General features: G+C 72.1%; 25 protein-coding genes and 1 riboswitch. Of the genes, 10 read left to right on the top strand and 15 right to left on the bottom strand.

The window, feature by feature from the left end; genetic code table 11:
* The first annotated feature begins 1 nt into the window (after window position 1).
* The 3 genes from yaaA to O7597_RS21445 all read left to right on the top strand — a co-directional run bounded on the left by yaaA (window position 2) and on the right by O7597_RS21445 (window position 2,660).
* The gene (gene yaaA, locus O7597_RS21455) at window positions 2-796 is read left to right on the top strand and encodes a peroxide stress protein YaaA (RefSeq protein WP_269738964.1); all 795 of its coding nucleotides are present in this window, start codon (window positions 2-4) and stop codon (window positions 794-796) included.
* A 161-nt stretch (window positions 797-957) separates the two neighbouring features.
* Window positions 958-1,614 (top strand): hypothetical protein, encoded by a 657-nt coding sequence (locus O7597_RS21450; protein ID WP_269742590.1) that lies wholly within the window; start codon window positions 958-960, stop codon window positions 1,612-1,614.
* Window positions 1,615-1,745: 131 nt separating this feature from the next.
* Window positions 1,746-2,660 (top strand): TAXI family TRAP transporter solute-binding subunit, encoded by a 915-nt coding sequence (locus O7597_RS21445; RefSeq protein ID WP_281583292.1) that lies wholly within the window; start codon window positions 1,746-1,748, stop codon window positions 2,658-2,660.
* A gap of 9 nt (window positions 2,661-2,669) precedes the next feature.
* Here O7597_RS21445 and O7597_RS21440 read toward each other — a convergent pair whose 3' ends face one another.
* The 9 genes from O7597_RS21440 to O7597_RS21400 form a co-directional block, all read right to left on the bottom strand.
* On the bottom strand, window positions 2,670-2,909 hold the full coding sequence (locus O7597_RS21440) for a helix-turn-helix transcriptional regulator (RefSeq protein ID WP_269738965.1): 240 nt from the start codon (window positions 2,907-2,909) through the stop codon (window positions 2,670-2,672).
* A 15-nt stretch (window positions 2,910-2,924) separates the two neighbouring features.
* Entirely contained in the window at window positions 2,925-3,788 is an 864-nt protein-coding gene (locus O7597_RS21435; protein ID WP_281580522.1) for an ABC transporter permease, read from the bottom strand.
* Window positions 3,785-4,750, bottom strand: a complete 966-nt coding sequence (locus tag O7597_RS21430; RefSeq protein WP_269738967.1) for an ABC transporter ATP-binding protein — start codon at window positions 4,748-4,750, stop codon at window positions 3,785-3,787. The genes O7597_RS21435 and O7597_RS21430 overlap by 4 nt, the downstream gene beginning before the upstream one ends.
* Window positions 4,751-4,846: 96 nt before the next feature.
* Complete coding sequence (locus O7597_RS21425; RefSeq protein ID WP_281580521.1) at window positions 4,847-6,292, bottom strand: HAMP domain-containing sensor histidine kinase; 1,446 nt, start codon at window positions 6,290-6,292, stop codon at window positions 4,847-4,849.
* A gap of 10 nt (window positions 6,293-6,302) precedes the next feature.
* Window positions 6,303-6,959: a response regulator transcription factor gene (locus tag O7597_RS21420; RefSeq protein WP_210824448.1), complete on the bottom strand. Its 657-nt coding sequence runs from the start codon at window positions 6,957-6,959 to the stop codon at window positions 6,303-6,305.
* A gap of 102 nt (window positions 6,960-7,061) precedes the next feature.
* A complete protein-coding gene (locus O7597_RS21415; protein WP_269738969.1) occupies window positions 7,062-7,409 on the bottom strand; it encodes a hypothetical protein in 348 nt (115 codons plus the stop codon).
* 101 nt (window positions 7,410-7,510) lie between these two features.
* Complete coding sequence (locus O7597_RS21410; protein ID WP_269738970.1) at window positions 7,511-9,268, bottom strand: CDP-glycerol glycerophosphotransferase family protein; 1,758 nt, start codon at window positions 9,266-9,268, stop codon at window positions 7,511-7,513.
* Window positions 9,269-9,464: 196 nt separating this feature from the next.
* A complete protein-coding gene (locus O7597_RS21405) occupies window positions 9,465-12,011 on the bottom strand; it encodes a DUF6077 domain-containing protein (RefSeq protein ID WP_281580520.1) in 2,547 nt (848 codons plus the stop codon).
* 183 nt (window positions 12,012-12,194) lie between these two features.
* A complete protein-coding gene (locus tag O7597_RS21400) occupies window positions 12,195-12,794 on the bottom strand; it encodes a TetR/AcrR family transcriptional regulator (protein WP_281583291.1) in 600 nt (199 codons plus the stop codon).
* A gap of 219 nt (window positions 12,795-13,013) precedes the next feature.
* Between O7597_RS21400 and O7597_RS21395 the strand changes: the two genes are divergently transcribed.
* The 4 genes from O7597_RS21395 to O7597_RS21380 all read left to right on the top strand — a co-directional run bounded on the left by O7597_RS21395 (window position 13,014) and on the right by O7597_RS21380 (window position 18,107).
* Window positions 13,014-13,910, top strand: coding sequence for an ABC transporter permease (locus tag O7597_RS21395; RefSeq protein WP_269738972.1), 897 nt, complete (start codon window positions 13,014-13,016; stop codon window positions 13,908-13,910).
* Window positions 13,911-13,917: 7 nt separating this feature from the next.
* Window positions 13,918-14,718, top strand: a complete 801-nt coding sequence (locus O7597_RS21390; RefSeq protein ID WP_269742593.1) for an ABC transporter ATP-binding protein — start codon at window positions 13,918-13,920, stop codon at window positions 14,716-14,718.
* A 149-nt stretch (window positions 14,719-14,867) separates the two neighbouring features.
* The gene (locus O7597_RS21385) at window positions 14,868-16,373 is read left to right on the top strand and encodes a bifunctional cytidylyltransferase/SDR family oxidoreductase (RefSeq protein ID WP_269738973.1); all 1,506 of its coding nucleotides are present in this window, start codon (window positions 14,868-14,870) and stop codon (window positions 16,371-16,373) included.
* 36 nt (window positions 16,374-16,409) lie between these two features.
* Window positions 16,410-18,107, top strand: coding sequence for a CDP-glycerol glycerophosphotransferase family protein (locus O7597_RS21380; protein WP_281580519.1), 1,698 nt, complete (start codon window positions 16,410-16,412; stop codon window positions 18,105-18,107).
* 142 nt (window positions 18,108-18,249) lie between these two features.
* Here the strand turns inward: O7597_RS21380 and O7597_RS21375 are convergent, their stop codons facing one another.
* The gene (locus O7597_RS21375; RefSeq protein ID WP_269738975.1) at window positions 18,250-18,897 is read right to left on the bottom strand and encodes a DUF4360 domain-containing protein; all 648 of its coding nucleotides are present in this window, start codon (window positions 18,895-18,897) and stop codon (window positions 18,250-18,252) included.
* A gap of 472 nt (window positions 18,898-19,369) precedes the next feature.
* Between O7597_RS21375 and O7597_RS21370 the strand changes: the two genes are divergently transcribed.
* The gene (locus O7597_RS21370) at window positions 19,370-20,020 is read left to right on the top strand and encodes a DUF4360 domain-containing protein (protein ID WP_281580518.1); all 651 of its coding nucleotides are present in this window, start codon (window positions 19,370-19,372) and stop codon (window positions 20,018-20,020) included.
* Between the two features lie 120 nt (window positions 20,021-20,140).
* On the opposite strand, the gene O7597_RS21365 is transcribed toward O7597_RS21370, so the two are convergent.
* Together O7597_RS21365 and O7597_RS21360 are read right to left on the bottom strand one after the other, a co-directional pair.
* On the bottom strand, window positions 20,141-20,476 hold the full coding sequence (locus O7597_RS21365; RefSeq protein WP_269738977.1) for a DUF952 domain-containing protein: 336 nt from the start codon (window positions 20,474-20,476) through the stop codon (window positions 20,141-20,143).
* A gap of 38 nt (window positions 20,477-20,514) precedes the next feature.
* Window positions 20,515-21,324, bottom strand: a complete 810-nt coding sequence (locus O7597_RS21360) for a class I SAM-dependent methyltransferase (RefSeq protein WP_281580517.1) — start codon at window positions 21,322-21,324, stop codon at window positions 20,515-20,517.
* 395 nt (window positions 21,325-21,719) lie between these two features.
* On the opposite strand from O7597_RS21360, the gene O7597_RS21355 reads away from it, so the two are divergent.
* Together O7597_RS21355 and O7597_RS21350 are read left to right on the top strand one after the other, a co-directional pair.
* Window positions 21,720-22,214, top strand: a complete 495-nt coding sequence (locus O7597_RS21355; protein ID WP_281580516.1) for a DUF5753 domain-containing protein — start codon at window positions 21,720-21,722, stop codon at window positions 22,212-22,214.
* Window positions 22,205-22,405 carry a DUF397 domain-containing protein gene (locus O7597_RS21350; protein WP_281580515.1) on the top strand — a complete coding sequence of 67 codons (201 nt, stop codon included), beginning with the start codon at window positions 22,205-22,207 and terminating at the stop codon, window positions 22,403-22,405. The genes O7597_RS21355 and O7597_RS21350 overlap by 10 nt, the downstream gene beginning before the upstream one ends.
* Before the next feature lie 67 nt (window positions 22,406-22,472).
* On the opposite strand, the gene O7597_RS21345 is transcribed toward O7597_RS21350, so the two are convergent.
* The 3 genes from O7597_RS21345 to O7597_RS21335 form a co-directional block, all read right to left on the bottom strand.
* Window positions 22,473-23,384, bottom strand: a complete 912-nt coding sequence (locus tag O7597_RS21345; RefSeq protein WP_281580514.1) for a C39 family peptidase — start codon at window positions 23,382-23,384, stop codon at window positions 22,473-22,475.
* A 226-nt stretch (window positions 23,385-23,610) separates the two neighbouring features.
* A riboswitch (cyclic di-AMP (ydaO/yuaA leader) is annotated at window positions 23,611-23,751 on the bottom strand.
* A gap of 277 nt (window positions 23,752-24,028) precedes the next feature.
* Window positions 24,029-24,787, bottom strand: a complete 759-nt coding sequence (locus O7597_RS21340) for a hypothetical protein (RefSeq protein ID WP_269738982.1) — start codon at window positions 24,785-24,787, stop codon at window positions 24,029-24,031.
* Between the two features lie 202 nt (window positions 24,788-24,989).
* Window positions 24,990-25,505 carry a hypothetical protein gene (locus O7597_RS21335; protein ID WP_281580513.1) on the bottom strand — a complete coding sequence of 172 codons (516 nt, stop codon included), beginning with the start codon at window positions 25,503-25,505 and terminating at the stop codon, window positions 24,990-24,992.
* Window positions 25,506-25,590: the final 85 nt, after the last annotated feature.

The following is a 25,590-nucleotide window of genomic DNA, read 5'->3' as shown; positions in this document are numbered from 1 at the left end:
CATGCTCATCCTGCTGCCGCCCTCGGAGGGCAAGGCCGAGGCCGGCTCGGGCCGCCGACTGGACCTGGACCGCCTCTCCCTGCCGGAGCTGAACCCACGGCGGGAGGAGGTGCTGTCCGCCCTGGTCGCCCTCAGCGCCGGGCCGCCGGAGACGGCGCTGACCGCACTGGGCCTCGGTGCCGGGCAGCACGGCGAGCTACGGCGCAACGCCCGGCTGCGGCAGGCCGCCACCGCGCCCGCCGGCCGGATCTACACCGGCGTGCTCTACGAGGCCCTCGACCTGGCCGGCCTGCCGGCGACGGCGCAGCGGGCGGCCGGACGTCAGGTGCTGGTCAGCTCCGGCCTGTGGGGCGCGGTGCGGCTGACCGACCGGATTCCGCCGTACCGCTGCCCGATCGGGGCCCGGCTGCCCGGCGTCGGCGCGCTGCCGGCGCTGTGGCGGCAGGACCTCGGTGCCGCGCTGACCGCGGCGGCCGGTCGCGGCCCGGTGCTGGACCTGCGTTCCGGGGCGTACGCGGCGGCCTGGACGCCGCGCGGCGAGTTGGCCGAGCGCACCCTCACCGTGCGGGTGCTGCACGAGCGGGAGGTCGACGGGGTGCCGGTGCGCTCGGTGGTCAGCCACTTCAACAAGGCCACCAAGGGGCGGCTGGTCCGGGACCTGCTGCTCGCCGGTGCCCGGCCGCGTTCGGTGGCAGCGCTGGTGACGACGCTGCGGGACCTGAAGTACACGGTGTGCGAGCAGGCCAGCGGGCCCGGCCGGCCACGTCAGGTCGACGTGATCGTTTCGGAGCTGTAACCAGACGCAAGATTTCCTCAAGGCTGGACCGGATCGGTACCACCGGTCGGTGTCCCGGGTCACCGTAAGAGGACCCGACGCGACGAGGAGGCCCTCCGGTGGTTGCCGAACCGATCCTGCTCGACCGGTCTCGTCCGTCATCGGCCCCGCCGGCGTCCAGCATGCCGTCGTCGGTCCGGCCCGCGTCGGCACCGCCACCGCTGGACTGGACGACCCTGGCCGACGCCTTCGAGACGGCCTGCCTGCTGCGCTGCATGCCGCCGCCGGCGACCCCCGCGCACCGGCAGGCCGGGCAGCAACCCGTCCGGCCGACCACGATCGAGTTCAACCGGGAGGAGGCGGCCCGGCGGACCCGGCAACTGCTCGATCGGCTTGACATTCCGGTGCGGCACGAGGTGGCGGTCGGTGGGCTGCGCCGCCGCTACGAGCTGCACCGGCTGCACGTCGAACGGGAGCACCGGCCGACGTACGCGGCGATCGTGGAGAACGGCTGGCGGCGCGGTCGGCGCGAACTGCTCGGCGGCCCGGTGCCGGGTGCCTCGACGGCGCGGCGGTTGTGGCGCACCCGGTTGGCCGCCGCCGCCTGGCGGGCCGCGCTGCTGGCCGGGGGACGGCATGTCCGGCGGCACATTCTCGGGGTGCGGATCACCGACCGGGAACTCGGTGCGGTGCTGGTACGCGGCGCTGCCCTGCTGGACGTGCCGGCGCTGCTGCGGCCGAGCACCGGCTGCTTCCTGGTCAGTGTGGCGCACGGTCGGGACCGGGACCGGATCCTGCGGTACGCGGCGGAGGAGGCGGTGCAGCGGCCGGTGGCCTGACCCGGCGGTCATCCCACGGCCGCACCGGGCTGCGCCCGCCCCGGGGTTGCGTCATCGCGGTCCGGCGGCGCACAGTGCTGCCCGTGACCAGTACCCGGTATCCCGCCCGAGTCCGGTGGCGCGGCGCCCGCGTGGCGGTGGCGTTGACCGTGCTGCTGGCCCTGCCCGGCCTCGTCGGCTGCCGCGACGATCCGGGCGAACCGGTGGTCATCCGGATCGCCACCGGCAGTCCGACCGCCGTCTACCACGCCTTCGGCGCGTCACTGGCGGCCATCCTCAACCGGGAACTGCCGCAGGTGCGGGCGGAGGTGCTGGTCACCGCCGCCTCGGCGGAGAACGTGCAACTGCTCAACGCCGGGCAGGCCGAACTGGGCTTCACCCAGGCCGACGTGTTGCAGGCCGACCCGGGCCCGGATCCGCCGGTGGTGGCGGTGGCCCGGGTCTACGACGACCTGCTGCACCTGGTCACCACCGCCGACAGCCCGGTGCGGACGCTGACCGACCTGCGCGGGCGGCGGGTCTCGGTCGGCGCGACCGGTTCCGGGACCAAGATCACCGTGGACCGGCTGCTGACCGCCGCCGGCCTCGACGGTGCTCAGGTGCGGCAGGAACAGCTCGGCCTGGACGACTCGGTGGCGGCACTGCGCGCCGGCCGGATCGACGCGTTCTTCTTCTCCGGCGGGCTGCCGGTGCGCGCGGTCGCCCAGTTCGCCCAGGACACCCCCACCCGCATCGTCGACCTCGGCGATTGGACGGCGCCGTTGCGGCGCGGCAACCCGGAGGTGTACGTGCCACGCGACATACCCCACTCGGTGTACGGCGTCGATCCGGTCACCACCGTGGCCAACCCGAACTACCTGGTGGTGCGGGCCAACCTGCCGGATTCGCTGGTACGCGAGGTGACCCGGCTGCTGATGGAACGCCGCTCCGAACTGGCCGCCGCGCATCCGGCGGCCGGCCGGATGAGCCCTCGCTCGGCCATCGCCACCTCACCGTTGCCCCTGCATCCCGGTGCCGTCGACTACTACCGGGCCAGCAAACCCTGACCCGGCGGATCAGGCGGACCGCGCGGAGTCGCCGAGGCGGGGGAACGGTTCGGTGGAGAAGACCACCTCCACCGGCACCTCGAAGTGCCGGGCGATCCGCAGCGCCAGGTGCAGGCTCGGGCTGAACTCGCCGCGTTCCAGGTAGCCGATGGTCTGGTAGTGGACGCCCAGCGCCTCGGCCAGCTGGCGGCGGGAGATCCCCCGCTCCGCCCGGAGCATGGCGATGCGGTTGTGGACCAGCTCACTCATCTCGACGGTCCATCCTCAGGTCACCCGCTGCATGGCCTTCTCGCGGCGGGCCGCCACGCTCGAACCGGACTCCCGGCGGGCCATCCGGCGCAGCACCACCGGTGCCAGCACCAGCCCGGCGACCGCCCAGCCGCCGAGCACCAGCAGCGTCTCCAGGTGCCGCCACGAATCGCCGAGCTCGACGGCGGCCATGGCCTCGGGCAGCAGCGCCGACCGCATGCCGAGCCCGAGCCAGTAGATCGGGAAGACCTGCGCGACCGCCTGCACCCAGCCGGGCAGGACGGTGATCGGGTAGAAGATGCCCGATGTGGCGATGAGTCCCATCATCGGCAGCATGATCAGCCCCATGTTCCGGGGGTTCGACAGCAGCGAGCCGAAGACCGCGCCGACCGGCATCGTCGCCACCATCCCGACGAGCATCACCCAGGCCAGGGTCAGCCAGGCCGCCGTGCGGTCGAGCGCCAGGGCGTCGAAGAGGAAGAGGCCGGGTACGAGCAGCAGGGCGACGCTGATCAGCGTCATCCCCGAAACCAGGGCGATCTTGCTGATGAGGTAGCCGAACATGCCGTTCGGGGTGGCCTTGGCCCGCAGCAGGGTGCCGTCCTCGCGTTCGACGGTGAGGATCGACGCCGTGGTGACCAGCCCGCCGAACGCCACGGTCATGCCGAGCGTGCTGGGCAGGGTCTGCGCGCCGAGTGAGAACTCGGTGCCCGGCACGGTGGCACCCCGCAGGAAGAACATCACCACCAGCAGGATGACGGTCGGGAAGAGATAGCCCCAGAGGGTCTCCGAGTGGGTCAGGCTCTGCCGTAGCTCGATGCGGCCCCGGGACAGGCCGGCCCGGGCGGCCACGACCAGTGGGCGGACCGTCGGGCTCATCTGCCCACCTCCTCGAACGCGCGGGTCGCGCTCTCGCCGCGCCCGGACTCGTGATCGCGTACCAACGTCATGTAGGTGTCCTCCAGGCTCGCCCGGCGCACCTCAAGGTCGGCGACGTCCTCGCCGTGTCGAGTGAACAGCTCCCGAACGAACCCGGTCGCGTCGCTGGTGGAGTGCACGAAGCGGTTGCCACCCTGGCTCCATCGCACCTCGGCGTCGGCGGAGATGCGCCGGGACAGTTCGTCGGCGGAGCCGCTGGCGATGATCCGGCCGCCGGCCAGGATGAGGATCCGGTCGGCCAGCTTCTCCGCCTCGTCGAGGTCGTGAGTGGTGAGCAGGATGGTGGTGTCGTCGACGTCGGTGAGCCGGTGCACCAGGTCGTGGAACTCGCGGCGGGCGGCGGGATCGAACCCGGCGGTCGGCTCGTCGAGGAAGAGCACCTCCGGCCGGCCCACGATGCCGATCGCCACGTCGACCCGGCGGCGTTGGCCGCCGGAGAGCTGACCGATCTTCTTGTGCGCGTGCTCGGTGAGGCCGACCACCTGAATCAGCTCGTCGGTGTCCCACGGCCGGCGGATCTCGTCGGTCGAGTAGGGCGCGTAGAAGGAGCCGAGGTGGGCCAGCAGTTCCCGGACCCGCCATCGACCGTGGTCCCGCCAGGACTGGAGGACCACGCCGAGTCGGGCCCGCCAGCGTTCGTCACCACGCGCCGGGTCGATGCCCAGCACCTCGACCCGGCCACCGGAGCGCATCCGGAAGCCTTCCAGGATCTCGATGGTGGTCGTCTTGCCGGCACCGTTGGGGCCCAGCAGGGCCAGCACCTCCCCGCGCCGCGCGCGGAACGACACGCCGGTGAGCACGTCGGTCGAGCCGTACCGCATCCGCAGGTCGTCCACGTCCAGGGTCAGGTCCGTGGACGCTGCGGCACTGGTCGGGGCGTCCGCCTCTGCGCTGACAGCCATGGACCACCACCTCCATATGATCTGTGCGCTGAAAGATAGCACTCATACTACGGTTCGCAGCAAACCTTGGCTGCCCCCGCTGGCGCGGTTCCGCGCTCAGGCCACTGCCGGCTGCGATGACGCCGCGGCGGTGGGTGCCGGTGGTCCGGCCTCGGCGCCCGGGTCGGCCGGCTCGGCCGGCTGCGGGAACCACAGCGCGGCGACCAGGCCGCGCGGCGAGTTCGGATGCATGGTGAGCCGGCCGTCGGAGGCGTCGACGAGCACGGCGGCGATGGTCAGGCCCAGCCCGGCACCGTCGACGTTCTGCACCTCCGGTGCCCGCCAGAACCGTTCGGTGGCCCGGCCGAGCTGGCTGCGGGTCATCCCCGGGCCGGTGTCGCGTACCTCGAGGGTCGTCCCGCCGTCGCGGGCCGCGACGGTCACCGTCACCTCGCCGCCCGCGCCGCTGAACTTCACCGCGTTGTCGATCAGAGCGTCCAGCGCCTGGTCGATGGCGGTCGGCACGGTACGGGCGTAGGCCGGGCCGCAATCGGCCGCCAACCGCAGGGCGACCGCCCGGTGCCGGGCCAACGGCTCCCAGGCCGCGACCCGGGACGCGGCCACGGCCGTCGCGTCGACGGTGATCCGCTGGTTCTCGTGGCGTTCCGCACGGGCGAGGGTGAGCAACGCGTCGAGCAGCAGCGCGAGCCGGTCGGTCTCCTCCAACGCCAGCCGGTGCTCGGCGCGGCCCTGCTCGTCGGTGACGCTCGGCCCCAGTTCCTCCACCCGCAGCCGCAACGCGGTCAACGGATTACGGAGCTGGTGGCTGGCGTGCGCGACGAACGCACGCTGCCGGTCCATCACGTCGGACACGACGTCGGCCATGTGGTTGAAGCTCGCCGCCAGGCGGCGCAGCTCCGGCGGCCCCAGCCGGTGCTGCACGCGAGCACCACGGTCGCCCTCGGCGATCTCGTGGGTGACCGCGTCCAGCTCGGTGACCGGGCGCAGCACCCAACCGGCCAGCCCGAACGCGGTGAGCACGCAGGCCAGCACGGCCAGCAGGCCCAGCGCGGCGACGAGCGTCCACCAGGTGGCGACGGTACGCCGGACCCCGTCGGCCGGGGTCGCGGTGACCACCGCACCGAGGACCTCGCCGCCGTCGTTGATCGGCACCGCCACCACGATCGGCCCCTCGACCCACGGCCAGACCGAGTCGGGTCCACTGGCCTGCTGCCCGGACAGCGCGACGTCGAGCGCCTCGCGGGTGCCCGGGGCCGGGCGCCAGCTCGCCGAGGCCACCACCTCCCGCCGGTCCCGGTCCACCACCGCCGCACCGATGCCGTACAGCTCGTCGTAGCTGCCCAGCTCGTGGTCGAGCGGACCGGGCGTGCCGTCCCGCAACGCCGGCCCGGCCAACGACGCGAACCGGGTGGCGTCGGCGAGCCGGTCGGCCCGTACCCGGTCGGTCTCCCGGGTGGTCAGCGTCACCGCCAGCGGCGTGCCCAGCGCCACCACCACCAGCACCATCAGCAGCAGATAGCTGATCACCAGCCGCCGTCGCACCCCGGGCTCCTCACTCGCCCCGGAGCCGGTAACCGACGCCCCGGACCGTCTCCACCAGCCGCGGGTCGCCGAGCTTGCCGCGCAGGGAGCCGACGTGCACCTCGACGGTGTGCCGATCGGTGAAGGTGGTGCCCCAGGCGTCGAGCAGGATCCGGTCGCGGGGCACCGCGACGCCGGGTTGCCGGGCCAGCGAGAGCAGCACGTCGAACTCCTTGCGGGTCAGCGACACCGGCCGGCCGGCCACCGCCACGGTGCGGGCCGCCACGTCGATGTACACCGGACCGACCTCGATCAGGTTGCGCTCCGGTGCCGCGTGCGCGGCCCGCCGCAGCACCGCCTCGATGCGGGCCTGGAGTTCCACCATCGAGAAGGGCTTGACCACGTAGTCGTCCGCGCCGAGCCGCAGGCCGAGCACCCGGTCCCGTTCCTCGCCCCGGGCGGTCACCGCGATGATGCCGAGCTGGTTGCTGCGCCGCCGCAACTGCCGGCACAGGTCGGTGCCGTCACCGTCGGGCAGGGTGAGGTCGAGCAGCACCAGGTCACAGGGGGCGGCGGAGAGCGCGGCAGCGACGGTGGCGGCGTGCTCCACCTCGTAGCCGCGACGGGTCAGGGCCGACGACAGCGCGGCGGCCACCCGTCGGTCGTCCTCGACCAGCAGGATGCGCACCCGGCCTCCCCGTTCGGTCTGCTCAACTGCCTGCGCCCAGATGGTGGCAGACGAGCGGCCTGGTGCACAGGCCCGGGGGCGGTCAGGGGGCGGCTCGGGCGCTCAGAGGCCGAACGTCTCGTCGGAGGCGCCGTCGCGCACCCCGTCCACGAAGCCCTTGAATCCGGGGTCCTCGTGGCTGGCCGGCACGGTGGCGACAACCTCGCCGGTGGCCTCGGTGACCGCGTCGATCAGCGGCGCGAAGTCGGTCTCGGCGTCGGCGAGGGTGTCGTCGTCGGCCTCCGCCAGGTTGATCACGTGCTGGACATCCTCCGACGGCGTGTCGGGGTCGTCGGCCCAGTCGGCGCCGGCGCGGTAGCACTCGTCGTAGAGCGCGCGCTGGCTGTCGGTCCAGTCCTCGTGGTAGCTCTCCATGCCCATCCCCTCGCCGGCGGCCTGCCCTTCGAGCATGCCCGCCGGGGCGGCGGACCGGGCCGGTACCGGACAAAACCGGGTCTACGACGACGTGCCCGGGACGAGGGCTCGTCCCGGGCACGTCAGGCGGTTCGGCGTCAGCGGCAGAGCCGGCCGACCTCCTCGGCGAACCGGTCCATCGGGTTGGCGTCGGCCGGGCCGAGCAGGTAGGTCTTCAGCTCCCGGCGGGCCTCGGTCATCGGGTCGTCACCGGCCCGGGTCACCGCCACGATCTTCTCCAGCTCGCCGCAGTCGGCGGCCAGCAGGTACGCCGCCCGGGACGTCGGGAAGGAACGCCGGAACTCGTCCTCGGGCAGCCCGGCGGGGTTGGCCACCACGTACGGCCGCTGGCTCTGCACGAAGTCGGACACCACGCTGGACACGTCGCTGACCAGCAGGTCGGTCTGGTTGAAGCAGTCGAACAGCGCCGGCACCCGCCCGGTGACGACGCGGTGGGCCGGTCCGTCCAGGGTGCTCGCGTCGACGTCACCACCGGCGGCGCGGATCATCGCCACGATCCGTTCGTGCACCGCCTTGGCCTGCTTGGACCGGCTGCCGGTCAACGGGTGCGGCTTGTAGACCACCCGTACCCCCGGCCGGACCGCCAGCAGGCCGGCGATGATCCGCTCACCCATCAGCACCAGCGAGGTGTGGTACGGGTCGTCGTCGAGCCAACCCTCCCAGGTGGGCGCGTAGAGCACGGTGAAGGGCCGCTCGACCGCCTCCGAGCCGAAGGTGTGCACCCCGGCCAGCTGCGGCCGGCCGATCTCGACGATGTCGGCGTCCAGGACGCCCACCCCGGCCCGCGCGTACCGCTCGCGCCCGGCCAGGCCGGCGACCCACACCTCGTCGTAGACCTTGCTGTACGGGTTGACGCTCGCCGCCTTGTCGCTGTCACCGTGACCGACGAACACGTGCTTCATGCCGGGTTCACGCAGCATGTGGATGTTCGGGCCGACGTTCGCCGCGTACAGGGTGGTCCGCAGGCTGCTCTTGTCGAGGTTCATGAAGTCCGGTGCGGCCGGCACACAGATGACCGGCAGCCGGGTGTCGGCCAGTTCGAGGAACGCCTCCTTGCTGCGCATCAGCACCACCGCCGGCCGGCCGAGCGCCTCGATCGGGGCGAGCCACATGTTCGCCTGGTAGACGTCCTTGGCCGGGCCGGCGAAGTACAGCGCCACCTCCGGGCGGTCCCGGTCCAGCCAGCGCTGCACGGCCGGCAGCAGCGGGCTCTGCCCGGTGCCCCGGCCGCGCAGCCAGGTCACCGCGACCACGCCACCGACCAGCGCGGCCAGTCCGACGGCGACCGCACCGGTCACGAAGACCGGCGCCACCTCGCTCGTCACGGCGGTGACGACCGCGCCCGGCAGCAGCAGCATGTTCACCCGGGGCAGCCGGTCGCCGACGAAGCGGGTGGCCCACTCCGGCGGTCGAGGCGCCGCGGACACCGGCCCCAGGTCGATGTTGCGCACCAGGGCCGAGATGGGGTTACGCCTGTCGATCATGCGGTTGAACGCACCGGCGAAGACCGCGATCACCCAGACGGCGGCGGGCAGCAGGAGCAGCAGGGTCAGCTCCTGGTCGAGGAGCGGCACCTCGGCGGCCACCAGCAGCACGGCCGACAGGTCGCGGCTCAGTTGGCGGTAGACCCGGCTGATGCCGACCTTCCCCAGTAGGCTCACGGTCGCCGGTGACCACCGCTCGACCGCGAACTCCCCCAGGACCGCCGCCACGGCGGCGACCGCGAAGAGACCGACCCAGCCGAGCGCGGCCGCGGCCAGCAGAATGAGATAGGACGCCACCAGCAGGGCGCCGCGCGCGGCGACCCCGACGCGTGCAGTCAACGTGCCGAACAACGAGAACGCTCCCTAAAAGAGATCGATGACCGGCTGGATACGCCTCGACGGCCGCCAGCGTAGCTGCGACCTTAACGCGAATCGTCTCCGGGACAACGTCCGGGTATCCGGCATCTTTCCCCCAAACCGCCAGGCCCGGCGTGGGGACGAGCGTCCCGACCGGGCGGAAACCGCCCGGCCGGAACGTCGGGCCAGGTCAGGCCCGACGCAGGCAGGTGACGGCACCGGGCTGGTCGGGCACGGGTGGGGGGCGCTCGGCGAATTCCAGGTAGCCCAACCGTTGGGCCGTCCGGCGGGCGAAGCGGTTGCCGCTGTAGACACAGATCGTCCCCACGTCCAGCCGCTCCAACGCCGCGGCGACCTGCTCGCGGGTCGGTCGGCCCTCGGCCGCGCCACTGTTGGCGAACCGGGTCAGCAGCAGCCGGTCCTGGGCGAACTGCGAGTTCAGGTCGTACTCCACCAGGTAGAAGTCGCGCGGCATGACCACCCGCACCCGGGTGGTCAGCATCGGTATCGCGCGCATGGCGGTCTCCGGCGCGAGAACGAGCCCGTCCGGGCGGTCGAGGGTGGTGATCCACTGCGCGATGCCCAGCCGCTGTTGCGGGATCTTCCAGACCGGTTCGCCGTGCACCTGGACCCAGCTGCGCTCGGCCCACATCGGCGTGGCGTAGGTGGCGAACGAGGCCACCATCGCCCCGGCCAGCACCACGCCGACAAGCGCCCGGACGCTGCGCAGCCGGGTCGGCAACCAGACGGTGCACAACAGCCCGATCAGCGCCGGGAGGGCGAGCAGCCACGGCACCCGCCACAGCACCACCGAGATACCGGTGAGCGCACCGAGCCACTCCAGCACCCCGGGCAGCAGCAGCACGCTGAGCGTGAGCCCGCCGCCGGCCGCGAGCAACGCCGGGGTGCGGCGGCGGGCCAGCAGCGGGCCGCACCACAGGGCCAGGCCGGCGATCACTCCCACGATGCCGATCTGGAACGTGCGCTGAAAGGTCCGCTCGGCACCCCAGACGTTGACGTCCGCCGCGGCCTCGCTGGCGGATCCGACGATCAGCTGCGCGACGGCGACCACCCCGACCGGGTACGCGAGGGCCGCGGCGCCGGCCACCAACGCCGCCTTCCACCGCCCCACCAGCAGCATCATCAGGGCCGCCCCGCCGACCAGCATCGGCAGGATGATCGCGGCAGTGGTGGTCAGCCCGATAGCGGTGACCGACAGGGCGACGATCAGCACCAGGGCACGCGGGGAGCGCTCGTCGAACCACCGGGTCAGGTAGAGCCACATCAGCGGTACGACCGCCGAGACGAACATGCCCTTGCCCTGGTAGAGCCGGGGCAGGTGGAAGGTGCCCAGGGCGGCGTCCGGTCCGCAGACCAGGGCGAGGAACGCCACCGCCACGGTGAAGGCGAGCACCGGGCGCCGGGGTGCCCAGCGCTGCACCAGCCGCCACAACGCCAGCACGGCGAGCACCGCCATGATGGGCAACAGCACGTACCAGGTCGCCGAGGCGGCCGGAAGGGAGAAGAGGCGGGCCAGCGCGCCCGCGAGCACCTCGATGCTGGCGACCGGGGGCTGCGAGGCCATCGGCGGCAGCACGTTCTCGCTGAACAGGAAGTCGTTGAGGGGAACCTGATCCCGCTCCGCCACCCACACCGAGCGACCCACGTAGTAGATGTCGTCGGGAGTGTTGCGGGCCAGGTAGAGCGAGGCGACCGCGGCCCCGCCGGCGATCAGCAACGCGTACGCCGACTGCCAGGCCCCCGGCGACGGCGCCGCCGGAGTGCTCGCCGGGGCGACCCGCCACGTCCGCCAGGTGAGCAGCACCGCGCCGACCGCCGCGACGATGCCCGCCGAGGCCGGCACCCACCAGGACAGTCCCTCGCCGGCCGGTGTGCCGGCCACTCCCGCGGTGATCGCCGCGCCGGTGCCGATCAGCAGGACCAACGCCGTCAGCAGGCGCTGCGCCACCGACATCCGTGCGGTGGCGGCGGCGGTCCGCGCAGCCGGTTCACTCCGGGCCGGGTCCTGCGTCCGGGCCGCAGCGGTGCCGGGCCCCCGGTCGCCGTCCCGCTCCGTCGCGGGGGCGACCTCGTCGACGTTCCGCCGCTCAACCGGGGTGACGTCGACGGCACTCGGTGGGGCTGCCGCCCCGGCGGCGGGTCCCGAGGCGGCGGTGCCGGTCCCCCGCGCCGCGCCGGCGCCGTCGGTCTCGGCGCCGTCGGTCTCGCCGCCGTCGGTCTCGCCGCCGTCAGTGCCGTCGGTCCCGGTGCCGTCCGTGCCGTCGGTCCCGGTGCCGTCAGTGTCGGCGGTGCCGTCCGTGCCGTCGGTCCCGGTGCCGGCGGTGTCGGTGTGCCGGCCCGGCCCTCCGGCGGGAGCGTCTCCCGACGCCACCGTGGTGCCGGTGGGCCGGGCGGACCGGCGACGGCGATGCCAGCGCAGGGCGAACCGGGTCGCCACGGCCAGCAGGGCCAGGGCCGGGCCGGTCACCAGCCAGGTCCGCAGCGTCAGCGACGGGGCCAGGTCCAACAGCAGCGCGGCGTGGTAGAGCAGCGTCCAGAGCGCGAACGCGAGCACCGCGCCGTCGGTCAGTACGGCGGGTATCGCGGCGAAGCCCCGCCGGAGGTGACCCGCCACCACTCGTGCCCGACGGGGGCGGGCGGGCGTGGGGACGGTCGCCTCATCGGCCGTTGCCGGCTCGACAGCGGCGACGGCGACGGTCTGGTCGGTAATCGACACGGGCGTCCTTGTCGTCGTACGGGCGGATCCGGCGGGGCCACGCGCTCCTCGCGCGCGACGGCGCCCGCACCACGAGCCACACCGAGAGTAGTAGTCGTCGCGGGGCTGTCGGGTCGAGCCGACGCGCGGAGCGGCGGGCTGCCGGGTGCCGTTCCGAACAGCCCTACCCACGGCGGCCGGTGCTCAACCAGGGTCGGGCGCGGACCGTTGCCGGGGTACCGCGTCCTGGGCACCGAGGCCGGACGCCACCGACTCCACCAGGGCCTCCAGGTAGCTGTCGGTGACGGGGGTGCGGGCGATGGCGATCCGCCAGTACAGCGGACCGACGATCAGGTCGACGGCGGCGTCCGGGTCGGTGTCGGCGGGCAGCTCGCCGCGCCGCACCGCCCGGCCGATCAGCTCACCGGCCACCTCCTGCTGCCGGGCGCGCAGCACGCGCTGGAGGGTCTCGTCGATCGTCGGGTTGCGGGCCGCCTCGGCCAGCAGGTCGGGGATGATCTGCGAGGCCAGCGGGTGTCGCAGCGCGTGCGCCAGGACCTGGAACAGCAGGGACAGGTCACCGCGCAGGGTGCCGGTGTCCAGCGCGGGCAGCCGACGGCCGGCGGCGGCGGCCACCACCTCCAGCACGAGATCCAGCTTCGAGTTCCAGCGCCGGTAGATGGCGGTCTTGCTGACCCCGGCGCGGCGGGCCACCGCCTCGATCGAGAGTCGGCCGTACCCGACCGCGGCGAGTTCCTGCATGAGGGCGCGCCGGATGGCCGTGGTGATCTCCCCACGGAGCACCGCCGCACCGGCTGGTGTGCGTCTCTTCTCGGCCGTCACCTGGAACTCTTCTCGACTGTCACGAGGGACAGCGTAGCGCAACGACGCTACGGTTGCGTCCCGACGCATTTCGGACTACTGTCCAGCCAGCGACCGGGGGCGGCGCTCCCGCACTCACCACGCTAGATTCTCTCGTCGCGAGACATAACGCCGGCACGACAGATCGGAGCGCCAATCCCCATGGCCAACCTGCTGGCCGACCCCGACTCCGGCCTCACCCCAGCCCAGCTGGCCGCCCGACACGGGCTGCGGGTGGCCGGCGAGCGGCCCTCGATCGGCGCCTACAGCGGCCAACTGTGGCGCTACCGGCATTTCATCTCGGCGTACGCCCACGCCAAGCTGACCGCCTCGTTCAGCAACGCCCGGCTCGGGCAGCTGTGGCAGGTGCTCACCCCGCTGACCAACGCGGCGGTCTACTTCCTGATCTTCGGTCTGGTGCTCGAACAGAGCCGCAACATCCCCAACTTCATCGCCTACCTGACCACCGGGCTGTTCATCTTCAACTTCACCCAGGTCAGCGTGCAGCAGGGCACCCAGGCGATCAGCGGCAACCTCGGGCTGATCCGCGCCCTGCACTTCCCTCGGGCCGCCCTGCCACTGGCCATCACCACCACCCAGTTCCAGCAACTGCTCGGCTCGATCGTGGTGCTGCTGGCCATCGTGCTCGCCACCGGCGAGCCGATCACCCTGATGTGGCTGATGCTGGTGCCGGCGGTGCTGCTGCAGACGGTCTTCAACGCCGGGTTGACCATGGTGGTCGCCCGGCTCGGCGCCAAGGCCACCGACCTCAAGCAGGTCATGCCGTTCGTGCTGCGGGCCTGGATGTACGGCTCCGGGGTGCTCTACAGCGTCAACCTGTTCGCCGAGAACCTGCCGGGCTGGGCGACCGCGGTGGTGCAGTTCAACCCGATGCTCGTCTACATCGAGCTGGCCCGCATCTCCCTGCTGGAGAACACCCACCTGCTCAACGACTCGCTGCCGCTGACCTGGCTGATCGCGCTCGGCTGGGCGACGGTCGCGGGCCTCGGCGGCTACCTCTACTTCTGGCGCGGCGAACAGGAGTACGGCCGTGGTTAACCTGGAAATGTCCAATGATGTGACGGTGACCCTCCCCCGGATCCAGGAGCGGATCCCCACCGTGGTGGTGGACGACGCGCACGTCGTCTACCGGGTGCACAAGGGCGCCGCCGGCAACACCAGCCCGGTGGCCGCCTTCAAGCGGATGGTCACCCGCACCAACGCGCCGAACGTGCGGGTGGTGCACGCGGTGCGCGGGGTCACCTTCACCGCGTACCGGGGCGAGGCCATCGGGCTGATCGGCACCAACGGCTCCGGCAAGTCGACCCTGCTGCGGGCCATCGCCGGGCTGCTGCCGGTGGAGCAGGGCTCGGTCTACACCCAGGGGCAGCCGTCCCTGCTCGGGGTGAACGCCGCCCTGCTCAACGACCTGCCGGGTGAGCGCAACGTCACGCTCGGCTGCCTGGCCATGGGCATGTCTCCGGCGGAGGTGCGGCGCAAGCTTCCGGAGATCATCGAGTTCTCCGGCATCAACCAGCGGGGCGACTTCGCCTCACTGCCGATGCGCACCTACTCCTCCGGCATGTCGGCCCGGCTGCGCTTCTCCATCGCCGCGGCGAAGCAGCACGACGTGCTGCTGATCGACGAGGCCCTGGCCACCGGGGACAAGGCGTTCCGCAAGCGCAGCGAGCAACGGGTGCGGGAGTTGCGGGAGAGCGCGGGCACGGTGTTCCTGGTCAGCCACCAGCTCTCCTCCGTACGGGACACCTGCGAACGGACCATCTGGCTGGAGTCCGGCGAAATCCGGATGGACGGCCCGACTGCCGAGGTGCTGGCGGCCTACGAGGCATTTACGAACGGCAAGTAGAGTCTGGGTGAACGAGCGGCGCCCTGGGCCGCGTTGTCCCGTTGGGGCGACGCGGCCCACGCGTTATGGTTCACTCCGTCGCCGTGTCGGCGGAACCTTCCGTTCACGTACCCCACCACTGTCATGCACCCCGAGAGCGAGGACCGGCAATGACGCAGGACCAGACCACCGATCCGGGTACCACGCCGGAGGACCGGGCGCCGTGGCGGCCCTCACGGACGGTGGCGGTGGTGTTGGCCGGCGGCACCGGCACCCGGTTGGGCCTGGGCATCCCCAAGCAGTTGCTCAAGATCGCCGGTAAGCCGATCATCGAGCACACCCTTGCCGTCTTCGAGGCCGCGCCCGAGATCGACGAGATCATCGTGCTGATGGCCACCGGGCACGTCGCCGAGGCGCAGAAGATCGTCGACAAGGCCGGCTTCCGCAAGGTCACCAAGGTGATCGAGGGGGGCGACACCCGCAACGCCACCACCCGCGTCGCGCTGGACGCGGTCGGTGCGGGCGACTGCAACATCCTCTTCCACGACGCGGTGCGCCCGCTGCTCAGCGGCCGCATCGTCCGCGAGTGCGTGAACGCCCTGTGGACCTACTCGGCCGTCGACGTGGCCATCCCGTCGGCCGACACGATCATCCAGGTCGACGAGAACGAGTGCATCACCGACATCCCGGTGCGGGCCACGCTGCGTCGGGGCCAGACGCCGCAGGCGTTCCGCTCCGGCACCATCCGCGAGGCGTACCGCCGGGCCGAGGGCGACCCCAACTTCGCCGCGACCGACGACTGCGGCGTGGTCCTGCGCTACCTCCCGGAGACCCCGATCAAGGTGATCGACGGCTCGGACGAGAACATCAAGGTCACCCACCCGGTCGACGTGCACCTGGCCGACAAGCTGTTCCAGCTGGCCGCCGCCAAGGTGCCCCGGCTGACCGACCACCGCGCCTACAGCGAGGAGGTCTCCGGCCGGACGATCGTCGTCTTCGGCGGCAGCTACGGCATCGGTCACGACCTGACGGAGCTGGCCCGCCGCTACGGTGCCCAGGTCTTCCCGTTCAGCCGCTCCAGCACCGGCACCCACGTGGAGCGCCCCGAGGACGTCGAGGCCGCGTTGCGGACCGCCTTCGAGGCCACCGGCCGGATCGACCACGTGGTGGTCACCGCCGGGATCCTGGAGAAGGGCGCGCTCGCCGAGATGGACCAGGAGACCATCGACCGGGTGCTCCAGGTCAACTTCGTCGGCCCGGTCACCGTCGCCCGGCAGGCCCTGCCCTACCTCCAGCAGACCAAGGGCCAGCTGCTGCTCTACACCTCCAGCTCGTACACCCGTGGGCGGGCCGACTACGCGCTCTACTCGGCCACCAAGGCCGCCCTGGTCAACCTCACCCAGGCGCTGTCGGACGAGTGGGCGGAGTTCGGCGTACGGGTGAACGTCATCAACCCGGAGCGGACCGCCACCCCGATGCGGACGAAGGCCTTCGGCGCGGAGCCCGAGCACACGCTGCTCGCCGCCGAGACCGTCGCCCAGTCGTCGCTGGACGTGCTGATCTCGGATCTCACCGGCCAGGTGATCGACGTCCGCCGTCCGCCGGGCGAGGCACCGGTCGCCGTCGCCGTACCCGCACAGACCGACCGGTCGGCCAGCGCCGCCCCCGTCGGCTGACCTCCGACCCACACGACCCGCGAAAGCGACACCGAGATGCGTGGTGAGCTGGTCCGGAAGTTGACCGCACGGGGCCTGGCCACCGGTGGGGCGGTCCTGGCGTTCCTGGTGCTCGCCCTCACCGGCGCGACCGCCTGGGGGCTCTGCCTGGCCGTGGCGGCGCTTGCCGCCACCGTCTGGGAGCGCCGGGTACGACCTAGTGCCGACAACGTCGCGGAGACCACGCTGGTCGCGGCGGGAGTGCTGGTCGGCTATGCCCGGCAGCTCGACGCCGGCTTCGATCCGGCGCTGGCCGCGACCGCCCTGGTGTTGCTGGGCCTGGTGCTGCTGACCGGTCCGCTGCGCCAGGCCGGGAACCTGGAGATCCGGGTCGCCAACCTGCCGGTGCGTGCCTGGGTACCGCAGGCCGCGGCGGTGCTCGGCGACGCCGTGGCCGCGCTGCTCGGCCTGCTGGCCCTGGCCGCCCTGGCGGGTCTGCCCGCCGCCGTGGCCCTGGCGGCGACGCTGCTGGTCGGTGGGGTCGCCGCAGCGGTCGCGCTCGACCTGGCCCGGCGACGGTTCCGGCCGTCCCCGGCCGGGTCGGCGGTGGCTCGGGCGCTGCGCCGGCACCAGCCCGAGTTCGTGCTGCACTTCTCCGCCCCACCCGGCTCCGAGTATCAGGTCACCATGTGGCTGCCCTACCTGGCACGGATCGGCCGGCCCTTCGTGGTGATGGTCCGGGAGCCGGAGTTCCTGGCCCCGATCGCGGCGGCCACCAGCGCCCCGGTGGTCTACTGCCCCACCACCCGGAGCATGGACGAGGTGCTGGTGCCGAGCCTGCGGGTGGCGTTCTACGTCAACCACGGCGCCAAGAACAGCCACTGCATCCGGTTCACTCAGCTCACCCACGTGCAGTTGCATCACGGTGACAGTGACAAGGCCCCCAGCGCCAACCCGGTCTCGGCGATCTTCGACCGGATCTTCGTCGCCGGTGAGGCGGCCATCGAGCGGTACGCCCGCGCCGGGATCCACATCCCGGCCGAGAAGTTCGTGGTGGTCGGTCGTCCGCAGGTCGAGGCGATCGAGGTGCGCTCGCGGCCGGCGCGGGGCCTGACGAACCCGACGGTCCTCTACACCCCCACCTGGACCGGGCACAACGCCGACGCCGACTACTGCTCGCTGCCGGTGGCGGAGCCGCTGCTGCGACGGCTGCTGGACCGGGGAGCCACGGTCATCCTGCGGGCCCACCCGTACACCGCGCAGAACCCGGCCTCGGCCCGGCAACTGGCCCGGCTGCACGACCTGCTCGCCGCCGACCGGACCCGCACCGGACGGGCGCACGTGTACGGTGCCGTAGCGAGCCGGCTCACGCTCACCGACTGCGTCAACCGCGCGGACGCGCTGGTCTCCGACGTGTCCGGGGTGGTCTCCGACTGGCTCTACTCGGGCAAGCCGTACGCGGTGATCGACATGGGCACCGACGGCGACCGGTTCGTCGAGCGCTTTCCGCTGGCCGCCGCCGGCTACGTGCTGCGCCGGGACATGGCCGACCTGGACGACGTGCTGACCCGACTGTTCGACACCGATCCGCTCGCGGAGGCCCGCTGGGCCACCCGCCGCCGCTACCTGGGTGACTTCCCCGTCGACTCGTACGCCGAGGTCTTCCTGGCCGCCGCCCGACGCGAGCTGGACCCGGCCTGGACCGCACCGGTGCAACGCACCGCGGTCGCCGCGCCCTTCACCTCCGCCACCTGAGCTCACGGGCGGCGCGTCCCGCTGGGCGACCCGGAGCGACCCGGTCCGCCGGGTGGTCCGGAGGCGTGGTCCGCCACACCGGGGCACCGGTGCGGGTGGTCGGCATCGCCGACCACCCGCACGCGGTTCTGCCGGGGTCAGGTCACGGGCAGGGCTGCCAGGCGAGGTGGTACATCGTCTGGATGCTGCCGTCGGTCGAGTCCATCGTGAGGAAGTTCGTGTCCGTGGACCTGCCCCGGCTCAGGCGCAGCTCGGTGTTGATGTTCAGGTTGCGCAGCTCGCCGCAGGGGTGCCAGACCACGGAGGCGATCGGCACCTCGTCGGTCACCATCCAGTTGTCGTCGAGCGGGGCGGGGATCGGGTGGTTGCTGAAGGTGCTCTGCGTCATGCCCTGGAAGTAGTAGTTCGCCCGCGCCGAGGCGACGGCACCAGCGTTGAGCAGCCCGTACCCGCGGTAGTCCACCTTGACGATCGCGAAGGTGTAGCCGGCCGGGGCGTGCACCAGCACGTTGAGCTGGCAGTTACGGCGCCCGTCGGTGACCGGGATGCCCGGGCCCGCCTGGACCAGGTAGTCGCTGTAGATGGTGGTGAAGGCGGTGTTGTCCGGGGAGACCGCGACGTCGGCGGTGCCCGGGCGGCATCCGGAGCCGGCCATCGCGACAAGGTCGATCACGACCTTGTCGGTGGGCGGATCATCCATGACTCCCCGAGCGGACGCCGGCGCCCCCACGGTCAACGACGAAGCGAGTAGGGCCAGCACCACGCCGCCTCGCGTCAGCAGTTTACGCATGAATCCTCCTCCGGTACAGGAAACGACGCCACATGCGGAACAAGCTACGTACAGACATAGATGACTGTCAACGTAATCACCATTCTTCGATCGCGAACTTCAAGCCGAGAATTATTCGGCTCAACGCGCCAGCTTTACGTCGTCCCACTGGGTGAAGATCGCCGGATACTCCGACCCGTGAGAACACTTGATCGGGCAGACACCCGTTACGCAGCAACAGTTATAAAGGTTGATCTCCGTCTCCGGCAAATACGATCAAGCGCCCGCCGATAATCGATCACATAGACGTGAGCTGATGCTTGCGAGTGCCGTACGGCGTCGCTAGCATCCTCTCGCAGAACGACATCCGAGTGCTCTCCACCACCACTCGCCACCGCCTGCTCCGGGTCGGTAGGCGACGAGCCCCACGGCCGTTCGGCGAAGAAACACGCGTTGAATTCGGTGAACATCAACTGCATCCGAGAGGAACAGAATGACCAAGAACCTCGTCGGCGCGAGAACCGCGATCTTCGCCGTACTCGGCACGGTTCTCGCGTTGTCCCTGTCCGTACCGGCGCACGCCGCCCCGGCCGGTTCCACGGCTCCGCCCGACAGCGAGATCACCGTCGAGGTGGTGGCGGCCAACGGCTCCGGCTGTTCGCCCGGCACCGCCCGCGTGGTGGCCCATCCCGACAACACCGGCTTCCGGATCCGGTACTACGACTTCGTCGCGACCGGCGGCCGGGGCGTCGAGGTCACCGAGAGCCGGAAGAACTGCCAGCTCGGCGTGCTCGTCAACGTGCCGGCCGGCTGGACCATCGCCGTCGCCGCCGCCGACTACCGGGGCCGGGCCCGGATCCCCACCGGCGCGACCGGTCGCCAGCGGACGAGCTACTACTGGCAGGGCTCGTCCGAGACCAGCCGCACCGATGCGACCTTCACCGGCCCCTACAACGGTTTCTGGGGCACCTCGGACGTCGCCCCCGTGCTGGTCTACACGCCCTGCGGACAACAGCGGGTGCTCAACGTCAACACCGAGTTGAGAGTCGATCCGGGCACGGCCGGATCGAACGTCAGCATGTCCATGACGACGACCGAGGGCGACGTCGACACCCTGTTCAACCTCAAGTGGGAACGCTGCTGATCCCCTGATCCGGCCTCGCCACGGCGCCGAGCCGCCCGGCGGGCACGGTGGACGACCTGCCCCACGCCCGCCGGTTCTGGGTGCGTTTGTTGTCGATGGGGCGACAACAAACGCACCCAGCTATGCCACCGGCACCTCGTCGTCCACCCGGGCCGCCCCCGCGACCTCGTGGACCCCACGAACCGCTGCCGCCGGCAGTGCCGCGTAGACGTGTGGGAACGGTCCCCCGTTCGGGGCGTCCTCCCACCGCAGTGCGTCACCGAGCAGGGACGCGTCGAGCGCGACGATGACAAGTTGCGGCTGGTCGCCGAAGACCCGCGCCGCCGTGGCGGGCAGTTGGAAGCGCGAGGAGCAGTGAATGAAGCCGCTGTCCCGATCGAACGGTGAGCCGTCGAACCGGCCGGCGGCCTGGAACTCGGCCCATTCGCCAGGGAGCAGGATCTTGTAGATCAGCACGTCGCCATGCTGCCAGAGCGGCGGATTCGCCGGGCAAGTCAGTCCAGGCGTACGGCGATCTGGAGGGTGTTCAGGTAGTGCTTGCGTATCGTCCCGGCCGGGCGGGCGGCGATCAGCTGCCGGATCCCGGCGAACAGGGTTTGCCGTTGCCAGGGCTCGGCGGCGATGTGATTGGAGTACGTGGACAGCACGGCCAGGTACTCCTCGGCGGTGTAGTCGCGACTCCAGACGTAGCGGTGCACGGTCGGGCTGGCGAAGAACCCGCTGCCCGCCATCACCGCCGCGTCGGGGGCCACGATCGCCTCGGGCGGCTGCGGACCGCCGTGCCCGTCACCCATGCCCACCTCGGCGTAGATCCGCTGGACCTGCCGGAAGAAGTCGTCGCCACCGGCCGGTGACACGTGCTCGGTGGCCACGATCGCCAGGTGGCCGCCAGGACGCAGCAGCTCGGCCGCCCGACGGTAGGCGACCTCCGGGTCCAGCCAGTGCCACGCCGTGGCGGCGAAGACGAGGTCGAACGGCACGCTTTCGTCAGCTTCCCACCGCTCGAAGGGCGACACCACCACGCGCAGGTCGCCCCGGCCGGCGAGTACCCGACGTGCCACGGTGGCCAGCTCCCGTCCCGGCTCCAGGCCGACCACCTGCCAGCCACGCGCCAGCAGACCACGGGTGGCCTTACCGGTGCCGGTACCGAGCTCCAGCACCCGGGCCGGCCCGGTCGACAGGCCGGTCGTCTCGGCCAGGTCGGCGAACAACGCCTCCGGATAGCCCGGCCGGGCCTGCTCGTACAGCTCGGCGGCGGTGTCGAACGTCGTGGCCAGCCCCACGTAGGGCCCCTGCTTCCCCATGGCTCCCCCGCACACGTCTCGAAACGTCGAGGCCGATGTCACCCTGATCGTCGCATCCCCCAGCCGTCGTGCCGACCCATGTCCCTCAGCCGCCACCCCTACTCGCCACCCCCACCCATCGATCGTCCCCACCGTCCACTCCGGGGACCGATTCCCCGAGATCTTGGACAAAATCCGTTCGCGAAAGACGGAAACTGTCCAAGATTCGCGTGATGGCAGCGGGGTCGTCAGGCGGGTTGGTGGCGGGCCCAGGCGATGAAGCGGGTGAAGAGGGTGGTGGGGGTTGGGGCGTCGTGGGGGTTGAGGTGGTAGAGGTCGCGCATGGCGTCGTACATCAGGCCGGCGAGGTAGATGGACAGGCCGCCCGGCAGCTCCGCTGTTACCAGCCGACGCTGGTGCCGGGCCTGCTCCAGACCGAGCGCTACGCCCGCGCGGTGATCCGGACCGACGCCGCGCTGACCGAGGCGGGGGTGGAGCGTCGGCTGGCCAACCGGATGGCCCGGCAGACGGTGCTGGAGCAGGACGACCCGCCCCAACTCGTCGCGGTGATCGACGAGATGGTGCTGCGGCGGGTCGACGAGGAGCTCAAGGACGTGCTGGTCGAGCAGGTGCAACACCTGATGGCGCTGGCCACCCGGCCCAACATCAGCGTGCACCTGGTGCCGACCGGCGTCGCCATGCACGATGGACTGACCGGCCCCTTCATCCTGGCGCGGGGGGCGGACGGCGGCTGGGTGGGTAATCTGGATACCCAACTCGGCGGCGTCCTGGTCGACAAGGACGACGACCTGAGTGTCCTGCTGTCGAAGTGGGAGACGGTGCGCAACGAGGCACTGTCCGGCCGCCAGTCGATCGAGCGCATGAAGGATGTTGTGAAGCCATGGATCTGAACGGCGCGACCTGGCGCAAGTCCACCCGCAGCGGCTCCAGCGGCAACGACTGCGTGGAGGTCGCCGACAACCTGCCCGGCGTCGTGCTGGTCCGCGACACCAAGAACCGCGACGCCGCCACGCTGGCCTTCACCCCGGCCGCCTGGGCAAGCTTCGTCGGCCTGGCGAAGCAGCACGGCCCGCACGCCTGACGTACCCGAAACGGAAGCCCTCGGCCGGCGGGCCGAGGGCTTCCGTGTGTAAAGCGGGACGATGCGATCAGGCCGAGTAGCCGCGGGTGGCGGCCCAGTTGGCGAGATCGATGGTGCTGAGCCAGTACGACGGGTACGAGGCGTCCGCCGAGTCGGCGATCTTCACCAGCCGCCCGGAGTCCTGGTAGCCGACCACGGCGATGTAGTGCCCGCCGGGGAAGGAGTGCCAGCGACCGTCGGTGTCGGTGACGGTGCCGGCGACGTTCACCACGACACCCCGCCCGTCGGTGACGGCGGCGACGACGTCTTCCTGAAGCTGGTCCATCTGGGCCGGGGTGGCCGCACCGCCACGGATCATCGTGGTCTCGTACGGGTCACCCTTGACGACGGCGTTGAGAACGCGGGTGGTGTCCTCGGCCGAGTTGGTGCCGGCGAACGTGGTGCCGAGCTGGCCGGCCAGGGCGTCCTGGCTGCGCGCGACACCGGCGGCACTCAGCGCGTTACGCACCGCGGCGGGACCGCAGTAGTAGCCGTTGATCTGGGCCTGGTGGTCGTAGTCCAGAACCTTCGAGGCCGGCGGCTTCGGTGCCGCTTTCTTGCTGGTCAGGTCCGGGTCCGGGGTGGCCGAGCTGGGCTTCGGCGACGGCGAGGCGGCGGCGCTTGCCGGTGCCGGGCTGGCCGGTGCGGCGCTGCTCGGCGCGGCGCTGCTCGGCGCGGCGCTGCTCGGCGCGGCGCTGCTCGGCGCGGCGGTGGCCGGCGCGACCTCCGCCTGGCTCGGCGCGGCCACCGTGTCGCCGGACAGTTCGGCGGCGGTGGTGGCCCGCGTGGGGGCCGGGGTGTTCCCGGTGCCGGCCAGGGCGGCGCCGGTGCCGGTGGCCAGGACGAGCGCCACGGCGGATCCGGCAACGAGCTGATAGGGGCGTTCGCTGACCAGCCGGCGGAGCCGGCGGGAAAGGGTGTGCTTCACGGATTCCTCCACGGGCTGAGGGGAGAACGGCACACCGGCTCCGGCGGTCGGGTCGGCAACGGAACGCCGACGACCGCCTGGGCGAGCGGGACAGGCCGTTCAAGGGGTACGCCCGGAAGAACCCGGGCGGTGGCGATGACCGGGGTCAGCTCGCGGCGGTCGGGCCGGCGAGCACGGGCACCGCGGTGCCGTGGAGGTGGGGGAACGGGGGGATCACATCGGACCGCACGAGGGTTGGTACTCCTTCCGTCACCGCCGACCGGGTTAGCTGACGGATTCGGGCGGGAAGACGCCCTACCGCGGGCCGAGGCTCGCGGATTCACCCCAGTGGTGCAGTGGGTCCCCGGTTCGTGAGTTCACGATTGAGCGGGTCGGTACGGCGTCGCTTCCTGCGATCGGTTACCGCACCGGACGCGCTGACACTACTGGCCGGTCACCTTGAAGCCAACCCGCTCTGACCTGCTTAAACATGATCGAGCGGGGCAATTTTCGGGTACCTGGGAACTGGCGTCGCTCAATGGGACCGACGGCATTCCGGGCACCAACGGGTGACAACCGGACGGCAGGGAGAAAAGTCGGCGGGGATTACTGCGACAAACGTCTTACCTACGAACAGTGACCGAATTTCGCACCAATGTGACCCAGCTCACGGAATTTCAGCCGAGCCGAGCCGGACGCCAGCGCGGGACCAGGCCGGACCGCTCGACGATGGCGCGTCCGGAGACGGGCGGTCGGTTCGGCCGGAGCCGCGCGGCGGCCGCGTACGCCTCGGCGGAGAGGGCGCGGGCCGCCTCGGTGGCCAGTTCCGCCGCCCGCCACAGGTCACGTTCCCGCCCGGCGGCCGATCGATAGGCGGCCAGGCGGTTGTCGCGTACCACCCGGGCGAGAACGGCCTCCTGCTCGGCCGGGTGACGTCGGGGATCCCAGCCGGACCGGTGCGCCAGTACGTCGGTGAGCTGCCGGGCGGTCAGGTCACCGCGCCAGTGGGCAGCCATCGCCGCCCGGTGCAGCCAGCGTTCCCGAGCCGCGTACTCGGCCGGGGTGCGCGGAGTGCGCGGGGCCGGCAGTCCGGTGACACCGGCCAGCCGCCGGGCGGCGGCCTCCGCCTCGTCGTACCCGGCCCAGGCGCGGTCCAGCTCCGCCTGGGCCACCCGCCACGCCGTACGCCGCCGCTCGGCGTTCTGGCCGGCGCCGGCTGCCGCGACCGCCACCTCCCCGGCGTATCGGCGCAGGTCGGCCTCGTCGGCCGCGGCGCGGAGCGCGTCCGGGTCGGTGGTCTTCTCCACCGGCCCGGCCGGCTCCGGGCGGGCGACCAGCACGGTGAGCACGCCCAGCGCGAGCACCAGCAGGACCGACCAGATGGCGGCGGCGCGTGGCACCTCGATCAGGAACTGGTAGAGAACGGTCTTCTCCATGTCGGCACCTCGGCGGAGATCGGTACGGCGTCGGTGGTCGTACCGGCAGCGGATGGCGATGCGGCGCGGTTGCCGGGTTGAGGCGGGCGGTGCCGCCGGTCATGGCGCGCATCGACGGCGCGACCGACGGCAACGGGCTGGCCGTGCTTGGCGCGGGTGCGCGGCCGGGCGCGGCGCGGAGGCGAGGAAAGGGTCGCCAGGATCAGGCGTGCGGTGGGGCGCGGGCGGCCCGGACACCCGCAACCGGAGCCGGCGACCCCCGCGTGACGCCGGCGGTGCCGCTGCCGAGCGCCGTCAGCCCGGGCTGGCCATCGGCCGCCGGCGGCAGCGAGGGCATCCCGGACCCGACGGAGTCACCGGCGTCCCGCGCGATCGGCGACCCGGAGGCTTCCGCCGGGTCACCAACGCGCGGTCCGGAGGCCCCGGCCAGGTCGGTGCCACCGGCGCCGCGCACGGTCGGCATCGCCAGGCCGGCCCGGTCGAGGCCGGTCACCAGGTCGGGACCGGCCAGGTCGAGGGGTACGGCGACTTCGCGAGCCAGGTCCCGTGCGACGGCGGCCGGTACGGCGGCCTCGGCCGACGGTGCGGCGGCGGGTGCCCGGTCGGGCAGTGCCCAGGCGCCGAGGGAGAAGGCGGCGGCGACCGCGAGCCCGGTCAGCAGCCGCGCGGCCCAGCGCGCCAACCACCACAACGGACGGGCGGGCGCGGCGGGAAGCACCTCGTCACGCTACCGCCACCGGCGGCCCGCACGCACCGGTCACCGGGCGTGTCGCACCGTCCGGCGCGTCGGGTACGTACGTCGA

It is taken from the genome of Verrucosispora sp. WMMC514 (assembly GCF_027497295.1).
Lineage (GTDB): Bacteria > Actinomycetota > Actinomycetes > Mycobacteriales > Micromonosporaceae > Micromonospora > Micromonospora palythoicola.
This window is presented reverse-complemented; position numbering and strand designations above follow the sequence as displayed.